The following is a 20,973-nucleotide window of genomic DNA, read 5'->3' on the forward strand; positions in this document are numbered from 1 at the left end:
TAAAGTTGCTAGACTCACCTAAGTTTATTTTGCTTATTTTAAATTTTTAATCAATTCATCTGCAAATGCTGATGTAGAAACTTCTTCAGCACCATCCATTAAACGGGCAAAGTCATAAGTAACAACTTTTGAAGCAATTGTATCTTCAATTGAATCTGTAATCTTATCTGCCGCTTCTTGCCATCCTAAATGTTCTAACATTAATACAGAACTTAAAATTACTGAAGATGGATTCACTTTATTTAAACCTGCATATTTTGGAGCTGTACCATGTGTTGCTTCAAAAATAGCATGACCTGTTTCATAATTAATGTTTGCACCTGGCGCAATACCAATACCACCAACTTGTGCAGCTAATGCATCTGAAATATAGTCACCATTCAAGTTCATTGTTGCTACAACATCATGCTCAGCTGGACGAGTTAAAATTTGTTGTAAGAAAATGTCAGCAATAGAATCTTTAATGATAATCTTGCCTTCTTTTTCAGCTTTTTCTTGTGCAGCATTAGCAGCATCTCTGCCTTCTTTTTCAACAATTTCGTCATATTGTTGCCAAGTAAATACTTGATCACCAAATTCAGTTAATGCTAAATCGTAACCCCACTGCTTAAATGAGCCTTCTGTAAATTTCATAATATTACCTTTATGAACTAAAGTAACTGATTTACGGTTATTATCGATAGCATATTGAATTGCTGCTCTAACTAATCGCTCAGTACCTTCTTTAGAAACTGGCTTAATACCAATACCTGAAGTTTCTGGGAATCGAATATTTGTCGCACCCATTTCGTTTTGTAAGAAATCAATTACCTTTTTAACTTCTGTTGTACCTTCTTTAAATTCAATACCAGCATAAATGTCTTCAGTATTTTCACGGAAAATAACCATATCAACATCTTGTGGACGTTTAACAGGTGATGGTACTCCTTTAAACCAACGTACCGGTCTTAAACAAGTAAATAAATCTAATTCTTGGCGTAAAGCTACATTTAATGATCTAATACCACCACCAATTGGTGTTGTTAAAGGTCCTTTAACAGCAATTAAATATTCTTTAATTGTATCAAGTGTTTCTTGAGGTAACCATTCGCCAGTTGTATCAAATGCTTTTTGGCCAGCTAGCACTTCTTTCCATTCAATGCGTTTTTCGCCATTATAAGCTTTCTCAACAGCAGCATCTATAACTCGGCTTGCTGCCTTCCAAATATCCGGTCCAATTCCATCACCGATAATAAATGGTATAATTGGTTCATTAGGTACGTTTAATCCTTCAGTTCCTTGAGTAATTTTTTCTGCAGTCATAGTTATTTTACCTCCAAATTTTACATCTTCATTTTTAATTTGTATTGATTATTTTCTTTCTTCAAGCGGAATATACTTACGATTCGTTTCGCCAATATATTTCGCTCTAGGACGCATAATTCTATTATCTTTATATTGTTCTAAAATATGAGCAATCCATCCTGCAGAACGACTTACAGCAAAGATTGGCGTGAATAAATCATGAGGTATTTCCATACAGTGATAAACACTCGCACTATAAAAATCAACATTTGGAATTAATCCTTTTTCTTCTGCCATGCGTTTTTCCATTTTCACTGACATTTCAAATAATTCTTCTCGACCAGCGTCTTTCGTAATTTGACGGCTCATTTCTCTTAAATATTTCGCTCTAGGATCACCATCTTTATATACACGATGACCGAAGCCCATTACTTTATCTTTATTTGCAAATTTTTCATCTAAGTAAGCATCAACATTTTCAATTGACCCAATCTCAGATAACATCGTCATAACTTGTTCGTTTGCACCACCATGTAATGGCCCTTTCAGAGAACCTACAGCTGCTACAATACCTGAGTACATATCTGACAATGATGATACCGCACAACGTGCTGTAAATGCAGATGCGTTCAACTCATGATCAGCGTGTAAAATAAGTGCTTTATTGAAAGCTTCTACTTCTATATCTGTTGGTAATTCCCCACGTAACATATATAGGAAGTTTGCCGCATAACTTAAGTCAGGATTAGGCTTAAGTGGTTCTTTATCTTGTCTTACTCGAGCAAACGCTGTAACTAATGATGCTACTTTAGCTTGTATACGCATTGCTCTTTCATAACGATTTTCATCTGATTCATTTTCAGCATCAGGATCGAAATGTGCAATATATGATAATGACGTACGTAATGCTGTCATTGGATGCACGTGATCTGTAACATACTCCTCAAAATGTGTATACACACGAGGATTTAATGTCATGTATTGATTTAATTTCCCCTTTAAATGAGCAAGCTCTTCTTCATTTGGCAATCTATAGTTCCATAATAGGAAAATAACTTCTTCAAATTGCGCATTTTCAGCTAGATCATCAATATCATAGCCGGCATAAGTCAATTGACTTTCAATAATTGAACTTATTTTAGTCTCTGCTGCGATAACCCCTTCTAAACCTCTTTGTAATTCTGCCATGATAAATTTCCCCTTTACTGTTTCTTTATGAAATGGCTTTCAACTAATATTATAGCTAAACGCATTTCGTTTGTGAAATATAAAAACTGGCATTATATGTGCAACAATTATTTTGTAAATCTATGTAAATGTCACAGAATGGACACAAATAGCACCATTAAAGCTTTTTCAAGATTATATTCATCACCAACTTTTAGCATAGAATAAAATTTTCAATTGGTTATTATATATGATTATAAAATCCAAAGTATATTAACATGGAATTTTACACATTTTTACCGAAAATAATTGTATATATCCTAATATAAGTGCATAATAAACATATCTATATTTAAGGGAGATGTATTATGGCTGAAAAATTACAAAGGGAACTGAGCAATCGCCACATTCAATTAATTGCTATTGGTGGCGCAATTGGTACAGGGCTATTCTTAGGCGCTGGTCAAACGATTGCATTAACTGGCCCTTCTATATTACTAACATATATCATTATTGGATTTATGTTATTTATGTTTATGCGAGGTTTAGGTGAAATCATCATTCAAAATACTGAATTTAAATCTTTCGCAGATGTAACCAATACATACATTGGGCCTTTTGCAGGATTCGTAACCGGTTGGACATACTGGTTCTGTTGGATTATTACAGGTATGGCTGAAGTAACAGCTGTAGCAAAGTATGTAAGCTTCTGGTTCCCAGAAATTCCAAACTGGATTAGTGCACTTTTTTGCGTATTGTTATTAATGTCTTTTAACTTATTGAGTGCGAGACTATTTGGAGAGTTAGAATTTTGGTTCTCTATCATTAAAATAGCAACAATCATTGGTTTAATTGTCGTAGGTTTCGTTATGATTCTATTTGCATATAAAACTCAATTTGGACATGCGAGTTTCACGAATCTATACGAGCACGGTGTATTCCCTAAAGGAGCATCTGGATTCTTTATGTCATTCCAAATGGCCTTATTCTCATTCGTGGGAATCGAAATGATTGGTGTTACGGCAGGTGAAACGAAAGATCCTGTTAAAACAATACCAAAAGCGATTAATAGTGTTCCTATTAGAATTTTAATATTTTATGTCGGTGCTCTAGCGGTTATCATGTCGATTATTCCTTGGCAACAAGTTGATCCTGATAACAGTCCATTCGTAAAATTATTCGCATTAATTGGAATTCCATTTGCTGCAGGCTTGATTAATTTTGTAGTACTAACTGCTGCTGCTTCATCATGTAACAGTGGTATTTTCTCGAATAGTCGTATGCTGTTCGGTTTATCAAGTCAACAACAAGCACCACCGAATTTCTCTAAGACGAATAAGTATGGCGTTCCACATGTAGCGATCTTTGCTTCATCAGCATTGTTACTCGTGGCAGCATTATTAAACTATATTTTCCCTGATGCTACTAAAGTATTTACGTATGTGACAACAATCTCTACAGTATTATTCTTAGTTGTTTGGGGACTGATTATCATCGCTTATATCAATTATAGTCGTAAAAATCCAGACCTTCATAAAAAGGCTACGTATAAATTGTTTGGCGGAAAATATATGGGCTATCTCATTTTTGTATTCTTTATATTTGTGTTTGGCCTATTGTTTATCAATGTTGAAACAAGACGTGCGATATACTTTATTCCGATTTGGTTTATACTATTAGGATTTATGTACTTAAGATATAAACGTATCGCTGCTAAATCAAATAACTAAAAACAAGTTTTACCCCTGTTGAATATATTAAAGTTCAACAGGGGTTTTTATATGCAACTTATAATATTAAATTGCGTACTTGCCTCAATACTTTTACTTTCTCATCTATTTAATAATGTATCATTTCAGAAATACATCCATACTTCTATTTTATAATAATTTTCCAAAGTAATATGAGTGAAAGTTTAAAGCTGATAATGTACATGTATAAAAGATATAAACATTTATATAGATTGCTATTCATACATTATCATTATCAAATATCCTATTAATTACGTCATAAAATACCAGATGAACCAAAAAACGCCTTTCCATTGTTGATAAATGGAAAGACGTTTTTTTATAAATTATAGTACGTTTGCATATCCTTCAAAGATTTTACCTTGAGCAGCATCAATCGTAACTAACACGTTATTGCTTATGTTTTTAACAGCTTTTTCTACACCTACAACTGTTGGAATGCCTTTTTCTAAACCAACAATTGCACTTGGTGATGTAATTCCATTTTCTTCTGTAATTAAGCCTAACGCTTTTTCTACATAAGGTACAAACGTTTCATCGATTGAGTTTGTAACGATAACTTTGTCAGATAAATCTTTACCTTCTAAATCTTTAACAGTTTCAGCAACTAACGTAGTACCAACAACTGATCCACGTCCAATACCTTGACCATTAGCAATTTCGTCACCAACTAGGTGGATTTTCATCATATTAGTAGTTCCAGTTTCACCAGTTGGTACACCAGCAGTAATAATGATTAAATCACCATTAGTTACTCTACCAGTTTCAACAGCTGTTGCAACTGCATTGTTTAACAGTGCATCTGTACTCTTACGTCCTTTTTTAACTACAGGTTGAACACCCCAAACAATTGAACATTGACGTGCAGTTTCTTCACTTGGAGTCACTGCAATTATGTCTGAATGTGGACGATATTTAGAGATAGTACGTGCCGTTGAACCACTTTCAGTAGCAGCTACAATTGCTTTAACATTTAAGTTTAAAGCTGTATGTGCAACCGAAATACCGATAGCATTCACTAATGAAGTTTCAACTAATTTAGTACGATCTGACAATAACTTTTTGTAATCTTGGGCTGCTTCAGCTGATACAGCAATATTTCTCATTGTTTTAACAGCTTCTTCAGGATATAAACCAGCAGCAGTTTCACCAGATAACATTACTGCATCTGTACCATCATAGATTGCGTTGGCAACGTCACTAGCTTCTGCACGTGTAGCACGTGGGTTACGTTGCATAGAATCTAACATTTGTGTAGCTGTAATAACTGGTTTACCTAATTTGTTACATTGTCTGATTAAATCTTTTTGAACCATTGGTACTTTTTCAGGTGGGATTTCAACACCCATGTCACCACGTGCAACCATTAAACCATCAGACACTTCAAGAATTTCCTCAATATTATCAATACCTTCTTGGTTTTCAATTTTAGGGAATACTGAAATGTTAGCTTTTTGTTCTTCTAAAATTTCACGAATTTCTAAAACATCACTAGGACGACGTACGAAACTTGCTGCAATGAAGTCAACATTTTCTTTAATACCGAAACGGATATCTTCAGCATCTTTTTCTGTAATACCAGGTAAACTAACTCTTACACCAGGTAAGTTAACACCTTTTTTGTTTTTAAGCTCACCAGAGTTTAAAATATCACATTTAACTTCTTTTTTAGCATGATCAATATCTTTAACTTGTAATTCAATTAAACCATCATCAAGTAAAATGTATGAACCTACTTGAACATCGTTAATTAAGTTTTCATATGTTACTGAGAACTTTTCAGGTGTTCCTTCAACTTCATTCATGCTAACAATAACTTCGTTACCACGTTCAAGTTCAATGATACCGTCTTTCATATTATGCGTACGAATTTCTGGACCTTTCGTATCTAATAAGATTGCTACAATTTTGTCTAATCTTTTAGCTACTTTACGAATTGTATCAATTCTACCTTTATGCTCTTCATGACTACCATGTGAAAAGTTTAATCGTGCAACGTTCATACCAGCATTGATTAATTTCTCAATCATTTCTTCTGATTCTGAAGCTGGTCCAATTGTACATACAATTTTAGTTTTTCTCATTTTATAATTCCTCCTGAAATCTTATATAGATAACTTGTTAGCAAGTTCATATAGACTATAATCAAATTTATGATCTTTACCATCAAAAATTTCATCAAAAGATGTTGCTACAATTTTATTGTTCTTAATTCCAACACCCTTAGCTGTTTCACCTTGCATTAATAAGTCTACCGCATATCCACCTAAACGTGATGCTAAAACTCTATCCGCACCTGTTGGGCTACCACCACGTTGAACGTGACCTAACACAGACACTCTATTATCAACATTGATGTATTGTGATAATTCTTTTTGACAATCTTGCGCAGTCATGCAACCTTCTGCTACAAGAACGATTGAGTGTTTCTTACCACGTTTAATACCTTGTTCAATTTTATCAGCTATTTCTTTAATATCTGTTTTCACTTCTGGAACTACAATTGTCTCAGCACCAACTGATAATCCAGCCCATAATGCTAGATCTCCACAATCACGGCCCATTGCTTCAATGATAAATGTTCGTGCGTGACTTGACGCAGTATCTCTAATTTTGTCGACTAAGCCAATAATCGTATTTAAAGCTGTGTCAAATCCAATTGTAAAATCAGTACCATTGATATCATTGTCAATCGTACCAGGAATACCGATAGTTTGAATTTCTTTGCATTCCTCACTGATGCGTTGTGCACCGCGATAACTACCGTCACCACCAATAACTACAAGGCCCTCAATGCCTCTTTTACGTAAGTTTTCGATTGCAACTTTACGTACTTCTTGCTCCTTAAACTCTGGACATCTTGCTGAATACAAGAATGTACCTCCACGCTGAATCGTATCCCCAACTGATCCTAATTCAAGTTTATGAATATCATCATTTAACAATCCTTGGTAACCATGATACACACCATAAACTTCAATTTCATTGTAAATTGCTGTACGAACAACTGCTCTTACGGCAGCATTCATTCCAGGTGAATCTCCACCACTAGTTAAAACTGCAATTTTCTTCATGACGACATACCTTTCTATAACTGATTTATCTTTAACTCTAAATTACCACAAATTGATATGTCATTCCATCAAAACTAATGTATTGAATTGATGTAAACGTTTTAAATATTGAATTTTATTTTAACTTAATTAAAAAAAGATTAGTAGCCACCATTTTGACTACTAATCTTAGTTAAAATTCAGTATCTAAATATTAAATTATTGTTCTAATGTACTTCAATTTATGGTAAAACCCAGTAACGATTTAACATAAAAATGCTCAAGTTGATTATTCTATATAAGAACCAATATTTCTGAATTTTTCAAACCGATCATTAGCAATTTCATCGCGTGATAATGACTCAAGTGAATCTAATTGTTCAACAAACGCTGATTTAATAGCTAAAGCTTGCTGTTCAATATCTTTATGTGCACCGCCAAGTGGTTCAGAAATGACATCATCTATAATACCTAATTGCTTAATATCATGGGCAGTAATTTTCATTGTTTCAGCTGCAATTTTAGCCAAATTACTGTCTTTCCATAATAATGCCGCTGCACCTTCAGGAGATATAACAGAGTAAGTGCTATTCTCTAACATCAATACTTTATTGGCAATACCAATACCTAGGGCACCTCCACTACCACCTTCACCAATGACAATCGCAATAACTGGTACTTTTAGTGAAGCCATCTCAATCAAATTTGTTGCGATAGATTCACTTTGTCCACGTTCTTCAGCAGCTTTACCAGGATATGCACCTTTTGTATCTATAAATGTAAAGATAGGACGATTGAATTTTTCAGCTTGTTTCATTAAACGTAATGCTTTTCGATAACCTTCTGGATGCGCCATACCAAAATTTCGATAAATATTATCTTTTGTATCTTTTCCACGTTGTTGTCCAATAACCGTAACAGCACGACCATTTAAAAAGCCAATACCGCCAATCATTGCTGGATCATCTCTAAAGTTTCGATCACCATGTAGTTCCATAAACGAATCAAAGATATATGGAATATAATCTAATGTCGTAGGTCTTTCTTGCAAACGCGCAATTTGCACACGATCCCATGGTTTTAAATTTGTATATATTTTTTTAGTTTCTCGTTCCAATGACGCTTCAAGCATGTCAATTTCTTCTTGTAAATCCACATCATTTTTATCTTGAGACTCTTTTAAAGATTCAATTTTATTTCGAATTTCAAAAAGTGGTTTTTCAAAATCTAACATTATTTAGTCACCTCTTGATGGATTTTTAGAATTTCAGACAATGTTTGACGCATATCATTACGATGTACAACTTTGTCCAATTGTCCATGCTCTAATAAAAATTCTGCAGTTTGGAAATCATCTGGTAATTTTTCGTTTATTGTCTGTTCAATAACTCGACGACCTGCAAAACCTATCAACGCTTTTGGCTCGCTTAAATTTATATCACCAACTGATGCAAAACTTGCAGATACACCACCAGTAGTTGGATGTGTTAAATATGATATATATAATAGTCCAGCGTCAGAATGACGTTTTAAAGATACACTGGTTTTACCCATTTGCATCAAGGAAATAATACCTTCTTGCATACGTGCACCACCACTTGCAGAGAAAAGAATAAATGGTAAACGATTCTCAGTGCAGTAATCAATGATGCGACATATCTTTTCACCGATAACCGATCCCATACTTCCCATTCTAAAACGTGAATCCATGACAGCAACGCCAAATTTCATACCATCTAGTTGCGCTGTACCAGTCACTACTGCTTCTTTAAGACCTGTCTTTTGTTGGTCCTTTTCAATTTTTTCTAAATAACTTGGAAAATCTAATGGATTCGCAGAGGTCATTCCCTTATCGAATTCTGTAAATGATCCTTCATCAGAAATTGCTTCTATACGTTTATACGCAGTTAAAGCTATATGATGATCACAATTAAAGCACACATTTAAATTTTCAGCTAATTCTTTTGTGTACATAATTTTCTTACACTTTGGACACTTAGTCATAATACCTGCAGGCACATCATTATTTTTAGAGTCTTGTACTGTAAGATATTTCTTTTTCTTTGTTCGATTAAAAAAATCTTTAAACATAGGAAAACCTCCAAATAACCTCTGTTCTAACCATTTAGAGCCATAAACTGAACTTGACCAGTTAAAAACGGGTTTAAATTTATTTGATTTATATTCGTTTGACTGTTGAATGTTTATCATAAACTTTCATTTTCATCATTTTAATGACTCTTTATTGCTAACCTTTAAGCAATTTAATTAAACGTTAATTATTTTTATTGTAAATCTGTAAGTTTCATTGTTTTATCATACACATCTTGCGGATCAACTTCAATCCTAGCTACTCCAGATTCCATTGCCGCTTTAGCAACATTACGAGCAACTGATGGCGCTACACGTTTATCAAACGGTCCTGGGATACAGTAGTCTTCATTTAATTCAGAACTATCGATTAAATCAGCAATCGCTTCTACAGCTGCCTTTTTCATTTCTTCATTTATATGTGTAGCTTCAACCTCTAATGCACCTCTAAAAATACCAGGGAAAGCTAATACATTATTAATTTGGTTAGGATAGTCTGAACGTCCTGTACCAACAACTCGTGCACCTGCCGCTTTGGCATCATCAGGTATTATTTCAGGATTTGGATTAGCCATTGCAAATATAATTGGATTATCTGCCATACTCTTAACCATATCTTGTGACAGCGCATTAGCTACAGAAACTCCAATAAATACATCTGCGTCTTTTACGACTTCTTCTAGAGACCCTTCAATCTTATCTTTATTTGTCCATTTAGCTACAACATCTTTGGTAGGATTCATACCATATGAACGTCCTTCAAAAATTGCGCCTCTTGAGTCACACATAACCATATTTCTTACACCATACGCGTATAGTAATTTAACAATGGCTATTCCTGCTGCACCAGCACCATTTAGTACAACTTTTATTTTAGCAATATCTTTGTTAACAACTCTTAATGCATTTACCAAACCTGCCATTGTTACAATTGCTGTACCATGTTGATCGTCATGGAATACCGGAATATTAGTTTCTTTTTTCAATCGTTCTTCAATTTCAAAACAACGTGGTGCCGAAATATCCTCTAAATTAATACCACCATAATTAGGTTCTAACAATTTAACTGTTTTAATGATTTCTTCGGTATCAGTTGTATTTAACGCAATAGGCACCCCATTGATACCAGCGAAGCTTTTGAATAATACTGCTTTACCTTCCATTACAGGAATACTAGCTTCAGGTCCAATGTTACCTAAACCTAATACCGCTGTTCCATCAGTAATAACCGCAACTGTATTTCCTTTTATTGTGTAATCATACACTTTTCTTTTGTCTTCATATATATCTTTACACGGTTCAGCAACGCCAGGTGAGTATGCTAAACTTAATTCCTCTTTATTAGTAACTTTTACATTTGGTTTAACTTCTAATTTACCTTGATTACGTTTGTGCATTTCCAATGCTTCATCTCTTAATGACATGAAATCAGCCCCTAATTCAATATTTATTTTTAAAAAATAACTTGGATAAAACGCATTACATTATAAAAGTAAAAATATTGGGTAAATCTGAATGAGTAAGAATTTATGGTTTTGTTTATGTAACACAAATAGCGATAAATGATAATAAAATAATATTTATAAAGATACATTAAACCATACTATCTAAAGATATACCTTTAATTATTATAATGGATAGCAAAAACCAATATATCAAAAAGTTATTATTTTTTCGCACGATATATCGACAAAATTCTTTACTCAATTTATGTATACTGCTTTTTGTGCTAATTATTCTTATGGATTAATCAATAATGTAAAGTGAAACTCATAAAAATAATAAGCATAAAAAACTAATATAAACGCAAACTGATGGTTAAAAAATATCTAACCATCAGTTTACTATATCATAATTTATTAGTTGATAAAAGTTATATAAGCCTAATATCACTAGGGTTAAAGGATTGTATAAAATTATTAAACATACTATCTTTTTGATTAATATAGCCTAAAGTAGTCATTTGTTTAATCGTTTCATCATAAAAGGATAACACAACATCATTAGCATTCTCTTTCGTAGCTTTAACCATCTCTTCAAACATATCTATTTGTGATTTATTTCTAATTATAATTTGTTTGGCAAATGCTAATTTTTGTTCTTCAAAAGTCGCTAATGTCTGAATCTCATTTATAATTAATTGACGTTGTTGCTTTCTAAAGTCAAATTTCCCGCTAACTATAAATAAGTCATTATGTGATAACAACTCTTCGTACTTTTTAAACTGATTAGGGAAAATCACACCATCTAAAGTTTCGATGCCATCATTTAATGTGACGAATGCCATATTTTGACCATTTTTAGTTCGGATTTGTTTAACTTTATCAAACTGTACTAATATAGGCTTATTATTCTGCGCGTTACTCAATTTAAATATCGTTAAATATTGTTTGGCAACAAACATTTTATCTACTGGGTGTTGCGAAACATAAAATCCTAAATATTCTTTTTCATACTGACTAATAAGTGCATCTGGCAATTCTTCTTTATCTTCATACATCTGTTTTGGCGTTAAAATATCAAATAGAAAACCATCTTGTTCAATGTTTAAATCACCATCCAACACTTGATCAATAGCTTGTAACAACGTTGAACGTGTTTTACCAAAAGCATCAAACGCTCCCACTAAAATCAGTGCTTCAAGTAACTTTCTCGTTTTGACTCGCTTCGGTATACGTCTAGCAAAATCAAAGAAATCTTTAAATTTGCCGTTCTGATAACGTTCATCAACAATCACTTTCACACTTTGATAACCTACTCCTTTAATTGTACCAATTGATAAATAAATGCCTTCTTGGGAAGGTTTATAAAACCAATGACTTTCGTTAATGTTCGGTGGCAATATAGTGATACCTTGTTTTTTTGCTTCTTCTATCATTTGAGCAGTTTTCTTCTCACTTCCAATAACATTACTTAAAATATTTGCGTAAAAATAATTTGGATAATGGACTTTTAAAAAGCTCATAATGTATGCAATTTTAGAATAGCTGACAGCATGTGCCCTAGGAAAACCATAATCAGCAAATTTCAGAATCAAATCAAATATTTGCTTACTAATGCCTTCGTGATAACCATTTTGCTTTGCACCTTCTATAAAATGTTGACGCTCACTTTCAAGAAAAGCTCTATTTTTTTTACTCATTGCTCTTCTTAAAATATCCGCTTCACCATAACTAAAGTTTGCAAATGTACTCGCTATTTGCATAATTTGTTCTTGATAAATAATAACACCGTAAGTATTTTTTAAAATAGGTTCTAAATGTGGATGTAAATATTGAACTTTGCTTGGATCATGTCTTCTTGTAATGTAAGTTGGAATTTCTTCCATTGGACCTGGTCTATACAAAGAAGTTACAGCAACAATATCCTCAAAGTGTTCCGGCTTTAATTTTTTTAATACACTTCTTACACCGTCAGACTCTAATTGGAATATGCCAGTCGTATCTCCCTGCGACAACAATTCAAACACTTTTTGATCTTCAAATGGAATTTTTTCAATATCAATATTAATACCTAAATCTTTTTTGACTTGAGTCAGAATTTGATGGATAATTGATAAATTTCGTAACCCTAGAAAATCTATTTTTAATAAACCAATACGTTCGGCTTCAGTCATTGTCCATTGCGTTAATAATCCTGTATCCCCTTTCGTTAAAGGGGCATATTCATATAATGGATGGTCATTAATAATTATTCCTGCCGCATGTGTAGATGTATGTCTTGGTAAACCTTCTAACTTTTTACAAATACTGAACCAGCGTTCATGTCGATGGTTTCGATGTACAAACTTTTTAAAATCGTCAATTTGATATGCTTCATCAAGTGTAATTCCTAATTTATGTGGGATTAAACTTGAAATTTCATTTAATGTAACTTCATCAAACCCCATAATTCGTCCAACATCTCTAGCAACCGCTCTTGCAAGCAGATGACCGAAAGTCACAATTCCAGATACATGTAGCTCGCCATATTTTTCTTGGACGTACTGAATGACCTTTTCTCGGCGAGTATCTTCAAAGTCAATATCTATATCAGGCATTGTTACACGTTCTGGGTTTAAAAAACGTTCAAATAATAGATTGAATTTAATCGGATCAATCGTTGTAATTCCCAATAAATAACTTACCAGAGAGCCAGCTGAAGAACCACGACCTGGACCTACCATCACATCATTCGTTTTCGCATAATGGATTAAATCACTTACTATTAAGAAATAATCTTCAAAACCCATATTAGTAATAACTTTATACTCATATTTCAATCGCTCTAAATAGACGTCATAATTAAGTTCTAATTTTTTTAATTGTGTAACTAAGACACGCCACAAATATTTTTTAGCTGATTCATCATTAGGTGTCTGATATTGAGGAAGTAGAGATTGATGATAATTTAATTCTGCATTACACTTTTGAGCTATAACATCAACCTGCGTTAAATATTCTTGGTTAATATCTAATTGTTTAATTTCCTTTTCAGTTAAAAAATGCGCACCAAAATCTTCTTGATCATGAATTAAGTCTAATTTTGTATTGTCTCTAATAGCTGCTAATGCAGAAATCGTATCGGCATCTTGACGTGTTTGGTAACAAACATTTTGAATCCATACGTGCTTTATACCCTGAACTAAAACACTTCGATGATCTAAATACGTATCTTCATGCGAATCAAAAACTTGAACAATGTCACGATGTTCGTCTGCAACATTTTTAAAAATGATAATCATATTGTTAGAAAATCGCTTTAATAATTCAAACGACACATGTTCTAATGCATTCATTTTTATTTCCGATGATAGTTGATATAAATCCTTCAGACCATTATTATCTTTTGCTAGAACAACTGTTTCGACTGTATTTAATCCATTTGTCACGTATATTGTCATACCAAAAATCGGCTTTATATTATTGGCAATACATGTATCATAAAATTTAGGAAAACCATACAATACATTGGTGTCAGTTATGGCAAGTGCATCAACATTTTCAGACACAGCAAGTCTTACGGCATCTTCTATTTTTAAGCTTGAATTTAACAAATCATAAGCCGTATGAATATTTAAATATGCCACCATGATTGAATGGCTCCTTTCTATTAGTTAAGTTTTGTGCGTAAAGCTGTAGCAAGTTGCTCAAATTCATCCCAGCTGTTTACTGAAACTCCTGACGCATTCGGATGACCACCGCCACCAAAATCTTGCGCAATATCATTAATAATCAATTGCCCTTTAGAGCGTAAGCGACATCTTATTTCACTACCCTCATCTACTGCAAACACCCATATTTTCAAACCTTTGATGTCAGCAATTGTATTAACAAACTGAGATGCTTCATTTGGCTGAATACCGAATTGCTCCAATACATCATCAGTTATTTTAACTTGGCAGAATCCATCATCCATAAGTTCGAAATGTTGTAAAACATACCCTTGAAACGGCAACATTTTTGGATCCTTTTCCATCATTTTATTTAAAAGCGCATTATGATCAATATCATGACCAATTAACTTTCCAGCAATTTCCATAGTATGTTCTGAGGTATTGTTAAAAAGGAATCGCCCAGTATCACCGACGATACCAAGGTATAAAACACTCGCGATATCTTTATTAACAATTGCTTCATCATTAAAATGTGAAATTATATCATAAATGATTTCACTTGTAGATGACGCGTTCGTATTAACTAGATTAATATCACCATACTGATCAACTGCAGGATGATGATCTATTTTAATAAGTTTACTACCTGTACTATAACGTTCATCGTCAATTCGTGGAGCATTGGCAGTATCACAAACAATTACAAGCGCATCTTGATATGTTTTATCATCAATGTTATCTAACTCTCCAATAAAACTTAATGATGATTCCGCTTCACCCACTGCAAATACTTGCTTTTGCGGAAATTTCTGTTGAATATAGTATTTTAAACCAAGTTGTGAACCATATGCATCAGGATCTGGTCTAACGTGTCTGTGTATAATAATTGTATCGTTGTCTTCAATACATTTCATAATTTCATTCAAAGTACTAATCATTTTCATACTCCCTTTTTTAGAAAAATTGCTTAATTTAAGCATTAGTCTATATCAAAATATCTAAATTATAAAAATTGTTCTACCATATTAAAATATTTGCCCGTTTTAATTATTTAGATATATATTTTCATACTATTTAGTTCAGGGGCCCCAACATAGAGAATTTCGAAAAGAAATTCTACAGACAATGCAAGTTGGGGTGGGGCCCCAACATAGAGAAATTGGACCCCCAATTTCTACAAACAATGTAAGTTGGGCTCCAACATTTGTGTGAAATCTATCTTATGCCTATTTTCTCTGCTAAGTTCCTATACTTCGTCAAACATTTGGCATATCACGAGAGCACTCGCTACTTTGTCGTTTTGACTATGCATGTTCACTTCTATTTTGGCGAAGTTTCTTCCGACGTCTAGTATGCCAAAGCGCACTGTTATATGTGATTCAATAGGTACTGTTTTAATATACACGATATTTAAGTTCTCTATCATGACATTACCTTTTTTAAATTTACGCATTTCATATTGTATTGTTTCTTCTATAATACTTACAAATGCCGCTTTACTTACTGTTCCGTAGTGATTGATTAACAGTGGTGAAACTTCTACTGTAATTCCATCTTGATTCATTGTTATATATTTGGCGATTTGATCGTTAATTGTTTCACCCATTTGAGGCTGTCTTCCTAAAAGTTGCATGGACTTTAAAACATCTTGTCTATTAATCACACCCACTGTCTTTTTATTACTCGAAACGACAGGAATCAATTCAATACCTTCCCAAATCATCATATGCGCACAACTTGCTACTGTACTCATAGCATTTACATAAATAGGATTTCGCGTCATCACTTTATCTATTTCGTCGTCGTCCTTTGTATTAATCATCTCTCGACTTGTTACAATACCTACTAATTTATAAGACTCATTGACTACCGGAAATCTTGTATGGCCAGTTCGATTCGCCATACGCTTATAATCTGCTATTTTCATCGTATCAAACAGCACAGATAAATCATCTAATGGCGTCATTATATCTTGAACTATTAAGATATCTTTTCGTATTTTCTGATTAAAAAGTGCTTTGTTGATAATATTTGCAACTAGGAATGTATCATAACTTGATGATAGAACAGGTAAATCATGTTCATTCGCAAAATTAATAACTTTATTAGATGGCTTAAATCCACCAGTAATTAATATAGCCGTGCCTCTTTTTAAAGCTTCAATCTGCACATCTTCGCGATTTCCGACGATCAATAATGTCTTTGGACCAATATACTTTAAAATATCTTTGAGTTCCATTGCTCCAATTGCAAATTTAGATACCATCTTAGTGATACCTTTGTTGCCACCTAACACTTGGCCATCAATAATATTGACAATTTCATTAAAAGTTAAATGTTCAATTTCATTACGATTACGTTTTTCGATTCGAACCGTACCAACACGATCTATCGTTGCGACCATGCCCATTTTATCAGCATCTTTAATTGCACGATATGCTGTCCCTTCAGATACGTTTAAAAATTTAGCGATTTTACGCACCGAAATTTTAGAGCCTATAGATAACGATTCAATATAATCTAAAATTTGTTCATGTTTTGTCATTCTTTACCTCTTCTTTTCGAACAGTATTAACTACATTATAACTTTATTTTGGATAAAAAGCATTGAAGTGAAACGAAATAATGATCGTTTCACCTATTTTATTTTTTGAAAATATACAACAAACACAAAGATCACAAAATCTTTAATTTTAAATGGAAAAATCCATTATTATTTATTAGAATGTAAGTGAGGAGGGATGTACTAATGTATAAAAATATATTACTTGGTGTAGACACTCAGTTGAAAAATGAAAAAGCACTAAAAGAAGTGTCTAAATTAGCTGGCGAAGGTACAGTCGTAACAGTTTTAAACGCAATCAGCGAACAAGATGCTCAAGCATCAATTAAAGCAGGTGTTCATTTAAACAAACTTACTGAAGAACGAAGCAAGCGATTGGAAAAAACACGCAAAGCTTTAGAAGATTATGGTATTGATTATGACCAAATAATTGTTCGTGGTAATGCAAAAGAAGAACTATTAAAACATGCTAATAGCGGTAAATACGAAATTGTTGTTTTAAGTAACCGTAAAGCAGAAGACAAAAAGAAATTTGTACTTGGAAGTGTCAGCCACAAAGTAGCAAAACGTGCGACTATCCCTGTATTAATCGTTAAATAAAATTTTTATCCAGAATCACAAATAATCTTTCAATCATGATGCAGTCTCAATCGACTGAGTAACACAAGAAATGATTATGACTGTGGTTCTGGATTTTTTATATTATTCACTATCTAACCAACAACTTGCATCAAACAAAACCATTACGAACCAAAAACATAATTAATAGCATAACTTGCATCATCAATACCCATCGTAAAATTATCTCCAATTGGTACAAAACATACATCAACTGGATGACGTTTCGCAATAAGTGACATGTCACTAAACAGACCTGTATCACCAGTATGATAAATTGTTTTTCCTTCAACTTCAAACACGATACCCATTGGCATACCTAAATAAACTGGAATACCATTTTCATGAGTAAAACTTGAACTATGAAATGCTTGAACAAATTTAACGCTTCCGAAATCAAAGTTTGCTTTACCACCAATATTCATACCATGAACATTTTCAACACCGTGATATGAAGAAAGATAGTCAGCCATTTCTGCACTTCCTATTACTGTTGCACCTGTTTTCTTTGCTAGTTCCACAACATCACCAAAGTGATCAAAATGACCGTGCGTTAAAACGATATAGTCTACCTGCACTGTTTCAATATTCAAATCACACTTAGGGTTATTTGAAATAAATGGATCTACGATAACTTTTTTGTTGTTCCCTTCTAAATAAATCGTTGATTGACCATGAAATGATAACTTCATTTGAGCATCCTCCTATCAATTACTATATAAATTTAGTACCCTTTTGCCTCTTAATTATAACAAATTCTCAAATTTTAAAAATTGAAAATCTAGTTAATGTATTAGCTTGATTTTGAAATATAATAATAATTAGCATAAAATGTAAGTAATATTATGTTGAGGAGTGTTTATAAAATGACAAAAATATCAAAAATAATAGACGAACTAAACAATCAACAAGCTGATGCAGCATGGATTACAACACCGTTGAATGTATATTATTTTACTGGATACCGTAGCGAACCCCATGAAAGATTATTTGCATTATTGATTAAGAAAGATGGTAAACAAGTACTATTTTGTCCAAAAATGGAAGTCGAAGAAGTCAAAGCATCACCTTTCACAGGTGAAATCGTTGGATATTTAGACACTGAAAATCCTTTTTCACTTTATCCTCAAACAATCAATAAATTACTAATTGAAAGCGAGCACTTAACAGTAGCACGCCAAAAACAATTAATCTCTGGTTTCAATGTCAATTCATTCGGAGATGTTGATTTAACAATCAAACAATTGAGAAATATTAAATCTGAAGATGAAATTAACAAAATACGTAAAGCTGCTGAGTTAGCAGATAAGTGTATCGAAATAGGTGTTTCTTATTTAAAAGAAGGTGTGACTGAACGTGAAGTAGTCAACCATATTGAGCAAACAATCAAACAATATGGCGTCAATGAAATGAGTTTTGATACGATGGTTTTATTTGGAGATCATGCCGCATCACCTCATGGCACACCAGGAGATCGCAGATTAAAAAGCAATGAGTATGTACTATTTGATTTAGGTGTAATTTATGAGCATTATTGTAGCGATATGACACGTACCATTAAATTTGGTGAACCTAGCCAAGAAGCACAAGAAATTTATAATATTGTATTAGAAGCAGAAACATCTGCAATCCAAGCAATTAAACCTGGAATACCTTTAAAAGATATCGATCATATCGCTAGAAATATTATTTCAGAAAAAGGTTATGGTGAATATTTCCCTCATCGCTTAGGTCATGGTCTAGGATTACAGGAACATGAATATCAAGATGTTTCAAGTACTAATTCTAATTTGTTAGAAGCTGGCATGGTCATTACAATCGAACCAGGTATTTATGTACCAGGTGTTGCAGGTGTAAGAATTGAAGATGACATACTTGTCACTAATGAAGGATACGAAGTATTAACACATTACGAAAAATAAGAGTGGGACAAAAATGAAAAGCTTGTTACAAGCGCATACTCATTCAGTCAAACACTGCCAATATAACATTGTAGCGCCTAGGACATAAATTTTTGTCCAAGTCTAAATGCAATATGTAACAAACAAGCTAGAAACACATATGCAGGTATGTTCATCAGTAACATGTAATGAATCAATATCATTCATGTTCGATGATTTCTTCGCATTGTTTCTAGCTTTAATTTATCATTATTTAATTTTAATAACCAAGGAGATGATAACGTCATTCTTTAATACGCTGTAATCCATTCCCTTTTCATCAAATTTAAATTATAAGTGTAATGCTTCTTCTACAGATTTATATTCCATTTCAAATGCCTCTGCAACGCCTTTATTGGTTACGTGACCTTTGTAAGTATTTAAACCTAATGATAATGGTTGATTTGATTTAAATGCTTCTCTATACCCTTTATTAGCTAGCATGAGCGCATAAGGTAGCGTAGCATTATTTAATGCTAACGTCGAAGTACGCGGTACTGCACCAGGCATATTTGCAACTGCATAATGAACCACACCATGCTTAATATATGTAGGATCATCATGTGTCGTAATTTTATCAGTTGTTTCAAAAATACCACCTTGATCAATAGCAATGTCAATAATAACTGACCCATTTTTCATTTGTTTAATCATGTCTTCTGTTACAAGTCTTGGCGCTTTAGCACCTGGAATTAAAACTGCACCTATTACTAAATCACTTTGTTTAACATACAACTCAATATTCAACGGATTTGACATAATTGTATGTACACGTCCACCGAATAAATCATCTAATTGTTGTAAACGCTTTGGATTAACATCTAAAATCGTAACATCTGCACCTAGTCCTAGTGCAATTTTAGCTGCATTTGTTCCTGCTTGACCACCACCGATAATAGTTACTTTACCTTTAGGTACTCCTGGAACACCACCTAGTAGAATTCCCATACCACCATTAAGTTTTTGTAGGAACTCTGCGCCAACTTGAGCTGACATTCTTCCTGCTACCTCACTCATTGGTGATAATAATGGTAAAGATCGGTCTGGTAACTGCACAGTCTCATATGCAATACTAATTACTTTCTTATCAATGAGTGCTTGTGTTAATTTTTCTTCATTTGCTAGATGAAGATAAGTAAATAATACTAGCCCTTCTTTAAAATATGGATATTCAGATTCAAGTGGTTCTTTAACTTTAATAACCATATCCACATCCCAAACTTTTGCTTGTTCAGCAACAATCTCAGCACCCGCTTCTTTGTAATCTACATCTTCAAAGAATGATCCTGCACCCGCATTCGTTTCAACCAAAACTGTATGTCCACTTTCTACTAAAGCGTGCACACCACTCGGTGACAAACCAACACGATTTTCATTATTTTTAATCTCCCTTGGTATACCAATTTTCATA

At 33.2% G+C, this 20,973-nt stretch carries 15 protein-coding genes and 1 pseudogene; 3 read left to right on the plus strand and 13 right to left on the minus strand.

The window, feature by feature from the left end:
• Window positions 1-33: 33 nt before the first annotated feature.
• Window positions 34-1,302, minus strand: a complete 1,269-nt coding sequence (gene icd / locus HMPREF2658_RS05875) for an NADP-dependent isocitrate dehydrogenase (protein ID WP_000123169.1) — start codon at window positions 1,300-1,302, stop codon at window positions 34-36.
• A gap of 48 nt (window positions 1,303-1,350) precedes the next feature.
• Window positions 1,351-2,472, minus strand: coding sequence for a citrate synthase (locus HMPREF2658_RS05880; protein ID WP_000829167.1), 1,122 nt, complete (start codon window positions 2,470-2,472; stop codon window positions 1,351-1,353).
• A 347-nt stretch (window positions 2,473-2,819) separates the two neighbouring features.
• On the opposite strand from HMPREF2658_RS05880, the gene HMPREF2658_RS05885 reads away from it, so the two are divergent.
• Complete coding sequence (locus HMPREF2658_RS05885) at window positions 2,820-4,181, plus strand: amino acid permease (protein ID WP_000818532.1); 1,362 nt, start codon at window positions 2,820-2,822, stop codon at window positions 4,179-4,181.
• Window positions 4,182-4,528: 347 nt separating this feature from the next.
• On the opposite strand, the gene pyk is transcribed toward HMPREF2658_RS05885, so the two are convergent.
• The 8 genes from pyk to HMPREF2658_RS05925 form a co-directional block, all read right to left on the minus strand.
• Window positions 4,529-6,286, minus strand: a complete 1,758-nt coding sequence (gene pyk / locus HMPREF2658_RS05890; RefSeq protein WP_001232655.1) for a pyruvate kinase — start codon at window positions 6,284-6,286, stop codon at window positions 4,529-4,531.
• Window positions 6,287-6,307: 21 nt separating this feature from the next.
• Window positions 6,308-7,276, minus strand: coding sequence for a 6-phosphofructokinase (pfkA, locus tag HMPREF2658_RS05895; protein WP_000717561.1), 969 nt, complete (start codon window positions 7,274-7,276; stop codon window positions 6,308-6,310).
• A 268-nt stretch (window positions 7,277-7,544) separates the two neighbouring features.
• Window positions 7,545-8,489, minus strand: a complete 945-nt coding sequence (locus HMPREF2658_RS05900) for an acetyl-CoA carboxylase carboxyltransferase subunit alpha (RefSeq protein WP_000883646.1) — start codon at window positions 8,487-8,489, stop codon at window positions 7,545-7,547.
• The gene (gene accD, locus HMPREF2658_RS05905) at window positions 8,489-9,346 is read right to left on the minus strand and encodes an acetyl-CoA carboxylase, carboxyltransferase subunit beta (protein WP_000471571.1); all 858 of its coding nucleotides are present in this window, start codon (window positions 9,344-9,346) and stop codon (window positions 8,489-8,491) included. Before accD ends, HMPREF2658_RS05900 begins: the two co-directional genes overlap by 1 nt.
• Before the next feature lie 194 nt (window positions 9,347-9,540).
• Window positions 9,541-10,770 carry an NADP-dependent malic enzyme gene (locus HMPREF2658_RS05910; RefSeq protein ID WP_000058389.1) on the minus strand — a complete coding sequence of 410 codons (1,230 nt, stop codon included), beginning with the start codon at window positions 10,768-10,770 and terminating at the stop codon, window positions 9,541-9,543.
• Window positions 10,771-11,219: 449 nt separating this feature from the next.
• Window positions 11,220-14,417 (minus strand): DNA polymerase III subunit alpha, encoded by a 3,198-nt coding sequence (locus HMPREF2658_RS05915; protein WP_070854246.1) that lies wholly within the window; start codon window positions 14,415-14,417, stop codon window positions 11,220-11,222.
• A 20-nt stretch (window positions 14,418-14,437) separates the two neighbouring features.
• Window positions 14,438-15,379, minus strand: a complete 942-nt coding sequence (gene pde2 / locus HMPREF2658_RS05920; protein ID WP_000626080.1) for a pApA hydrolase Pde2 — start codon at window positions 15,377-15,379, stop codon at window positions 14,438-14,440.
• Between the two features lie 308 nt (window positions 15,380-15,687).
• Window positions 15,688-16,986, minus strand: a complete 1,299-nt coding sequence (locus HMPREF2658_RS05925) for a CBS domain-containing protein (RefSeq protein WP_000160435.1) — start codon at window positions 16,984-16,986, stop codon at window positions 15,688-15,690.
• 204 nt (window positions 16,987-17,190) lie between these two features.
• Between HMPREF2658_RS05925 and HMPREF2658_RS05930 the strand changes: the two genes are divergently transcribed.
• A complete protein-coding gene (locus HMPREF2658_RS05930; RefSeq protein WP_000277602.1) occupies window positions 17,191-17,604 on the plus strand; it encodes a universal stress protein in 414 nt (137 codons plus the stop codon).
• Between the two features lie 161 nt (window positions 17,605-17,765).
• On the opposite strand, the pseudogene HMPREF2658_RS05935 reads toward HMPREF2658_RS05930, so the two are convergent.
• Window positions 17,766-18,314: pseudogene (locus HMPREF2658_RS05935) on the minus strand (metal-dependent hydrolase); the annotation flags it as partial.
• A 174-nt stretch (window positions 18,315-18,488) separates the two neighbouring features.
• Between HMPREF2658_RS05935 and HMPREF2658_RS05940 the strand changes: the two are divergent.
• Entirely contained in the window at window positions 18,489-19,544 is a 1,056-nt protein-coding gene (locus HMPREF2658_RS05940) for a M24 family metallopeptidase (RefSeq protein ID WP_000161656.1), read from the plus strand.
• Window positions 19,545-19,621: 77 nt separating this feature from the next.
• Here the strand turns inward: HMPREF2658_RS05940 and HMPREF2658_RS05945 are convergent, their stop codons facing one another.
• Together HMPREF2658_RS05945 and ald are read right to left on the minus strand one after the other, a co-directional pair.
• The gene (locus HMPREF2658_RS05945; RefSeq protein WP_031785418.1) at window positions 19,622-19,726 is read right to left on the minus strand and encodes a hypothetical protein; all 105 of its coding nucleotides are present in this window, start codon (window positions 19,724-19,726) and stop codon (window positions 19,622-19,624) included.
• 127 nt (window positions 19,727-19,853) lie between these two features.
• Entirely contained in the window at window positions 19,854-20,972 is a 1,119-nt protein-coding gene (gene ald, locus HMPREF2658_RS05950; protein ID WP_000689993.1) for an alanine dehydrogenase, read from the minus strand.
• Window position 20,973 lies beyond the last annotated feature (1 nt).

It is taken from the genome of Staphylococcus sp. HMSC062H10 (genome assembly GCF_001836945.1).
In the GTDB taxonomy this organism is placed as follows: domain Bacteria; phylum Bacillota; class Bacilli; order Staphylococcales; family Staphylococcaceae; genus Staphylococcus; species Staphylococcus aureus.

Coding starts and splice junctions, on each gene's coding strand:
- icd (WP_000123169.1), bottom strand. CDS start 1,302: ATGACTGCAGAAAAAATTACTCAAGGAACTGAAGGATTAAACGTACCT.
- ald (WP_000689993.1), bottom strand. CDS start 20,972: ATGAAAATTGGTATACCAAGGGAGATTAAAAATAATGAAAATCGTGTT.
- pyk (WP_001232655.1), bottom strand. CDS start 6,286: ATGAGAAAAACTAAAATTGTATGTACAATTGGACCAGCTTCAGAATCA.
- HMPREF2658_RS05900 (WP_000883646.1), bottom strand. CDS start 8,489: ATGTTAGATTTTGAAAAACCACTTTTTGAAATTCGAAATAAAATTGAA.
- HMPREF2658_RS05945 (WP_031785418.1), bottom strand. CDS start 19,726: ATGATATTGATTCATTACATGTTACTGATGAACATACCTGCATATGTG.
- HMPREF2658_RS05880 (WP_000829167.1), bottom strand. CDS start 2,472: ATGGCAGAATTACAAAGAGGTTTAGAAGGGGTTATCGCAGCAGAGACT.
- HMPREF2658_RS05930 (WP_000277602.1), top strand. CDS start 17,191: ATGTATAAAAATATATTACTTGGTGTAGACACTCAGTTGAAAAATGAA.
- HMPREF2658_RS05885 (WP_000818532.1), top strand. CDS start 2,820: ATGGCTGAAAAATTACAAAGGGAACTGAGCAATCGCCACATTCAATTA.
- pfkA (WP_000717561.1), bottom strand. CDS start 7,276: ATGAAGAAAATTGCAGTTTTAACTAGTGGTGGAGATTCACCTGGAATG.
- HMPREF2658_RS05925 (WP_000160435.1), bottom strand. CDS start 16,986: ATGACAAAACATGAACAAATTTTAGATTATATTGAATCGTTATCTATA.
- pde2 (WP_000626080.1), bottom strand. CDS start 15,379: ATGATTAGTACTTTGAATGAAATTATGAAATGTATTGAAGACAACGAT.
- accD (WP_000471571.1), bottom strand. CDS start 9,346: ATGTTTAAAGATTTTTTTAATCGAACAAAGAAAAAGAAATATCTTACA.
- HMPREF2658_RS05940 (WP_000161656.1), top strand. CDS start 18,489: ATGACAAAAATATCAAAAATAATAGACGAACTAAACAATCAACAAGCT.
- HMPREF2658_RS05915 (WP_070854246.1), bottom strand. CDS start 14,417: ATGGTGGCATATTTAAATATTCATACGGCTTATGATTTGTTAAATTCA.
- HMPREF2658_RS05910 (WP_000058389.1), bottom strand. CDS start 10,770: ATGTCATTAAGAGATGAAGCATTGGAAATGCACAAACGTAATCAAGGT.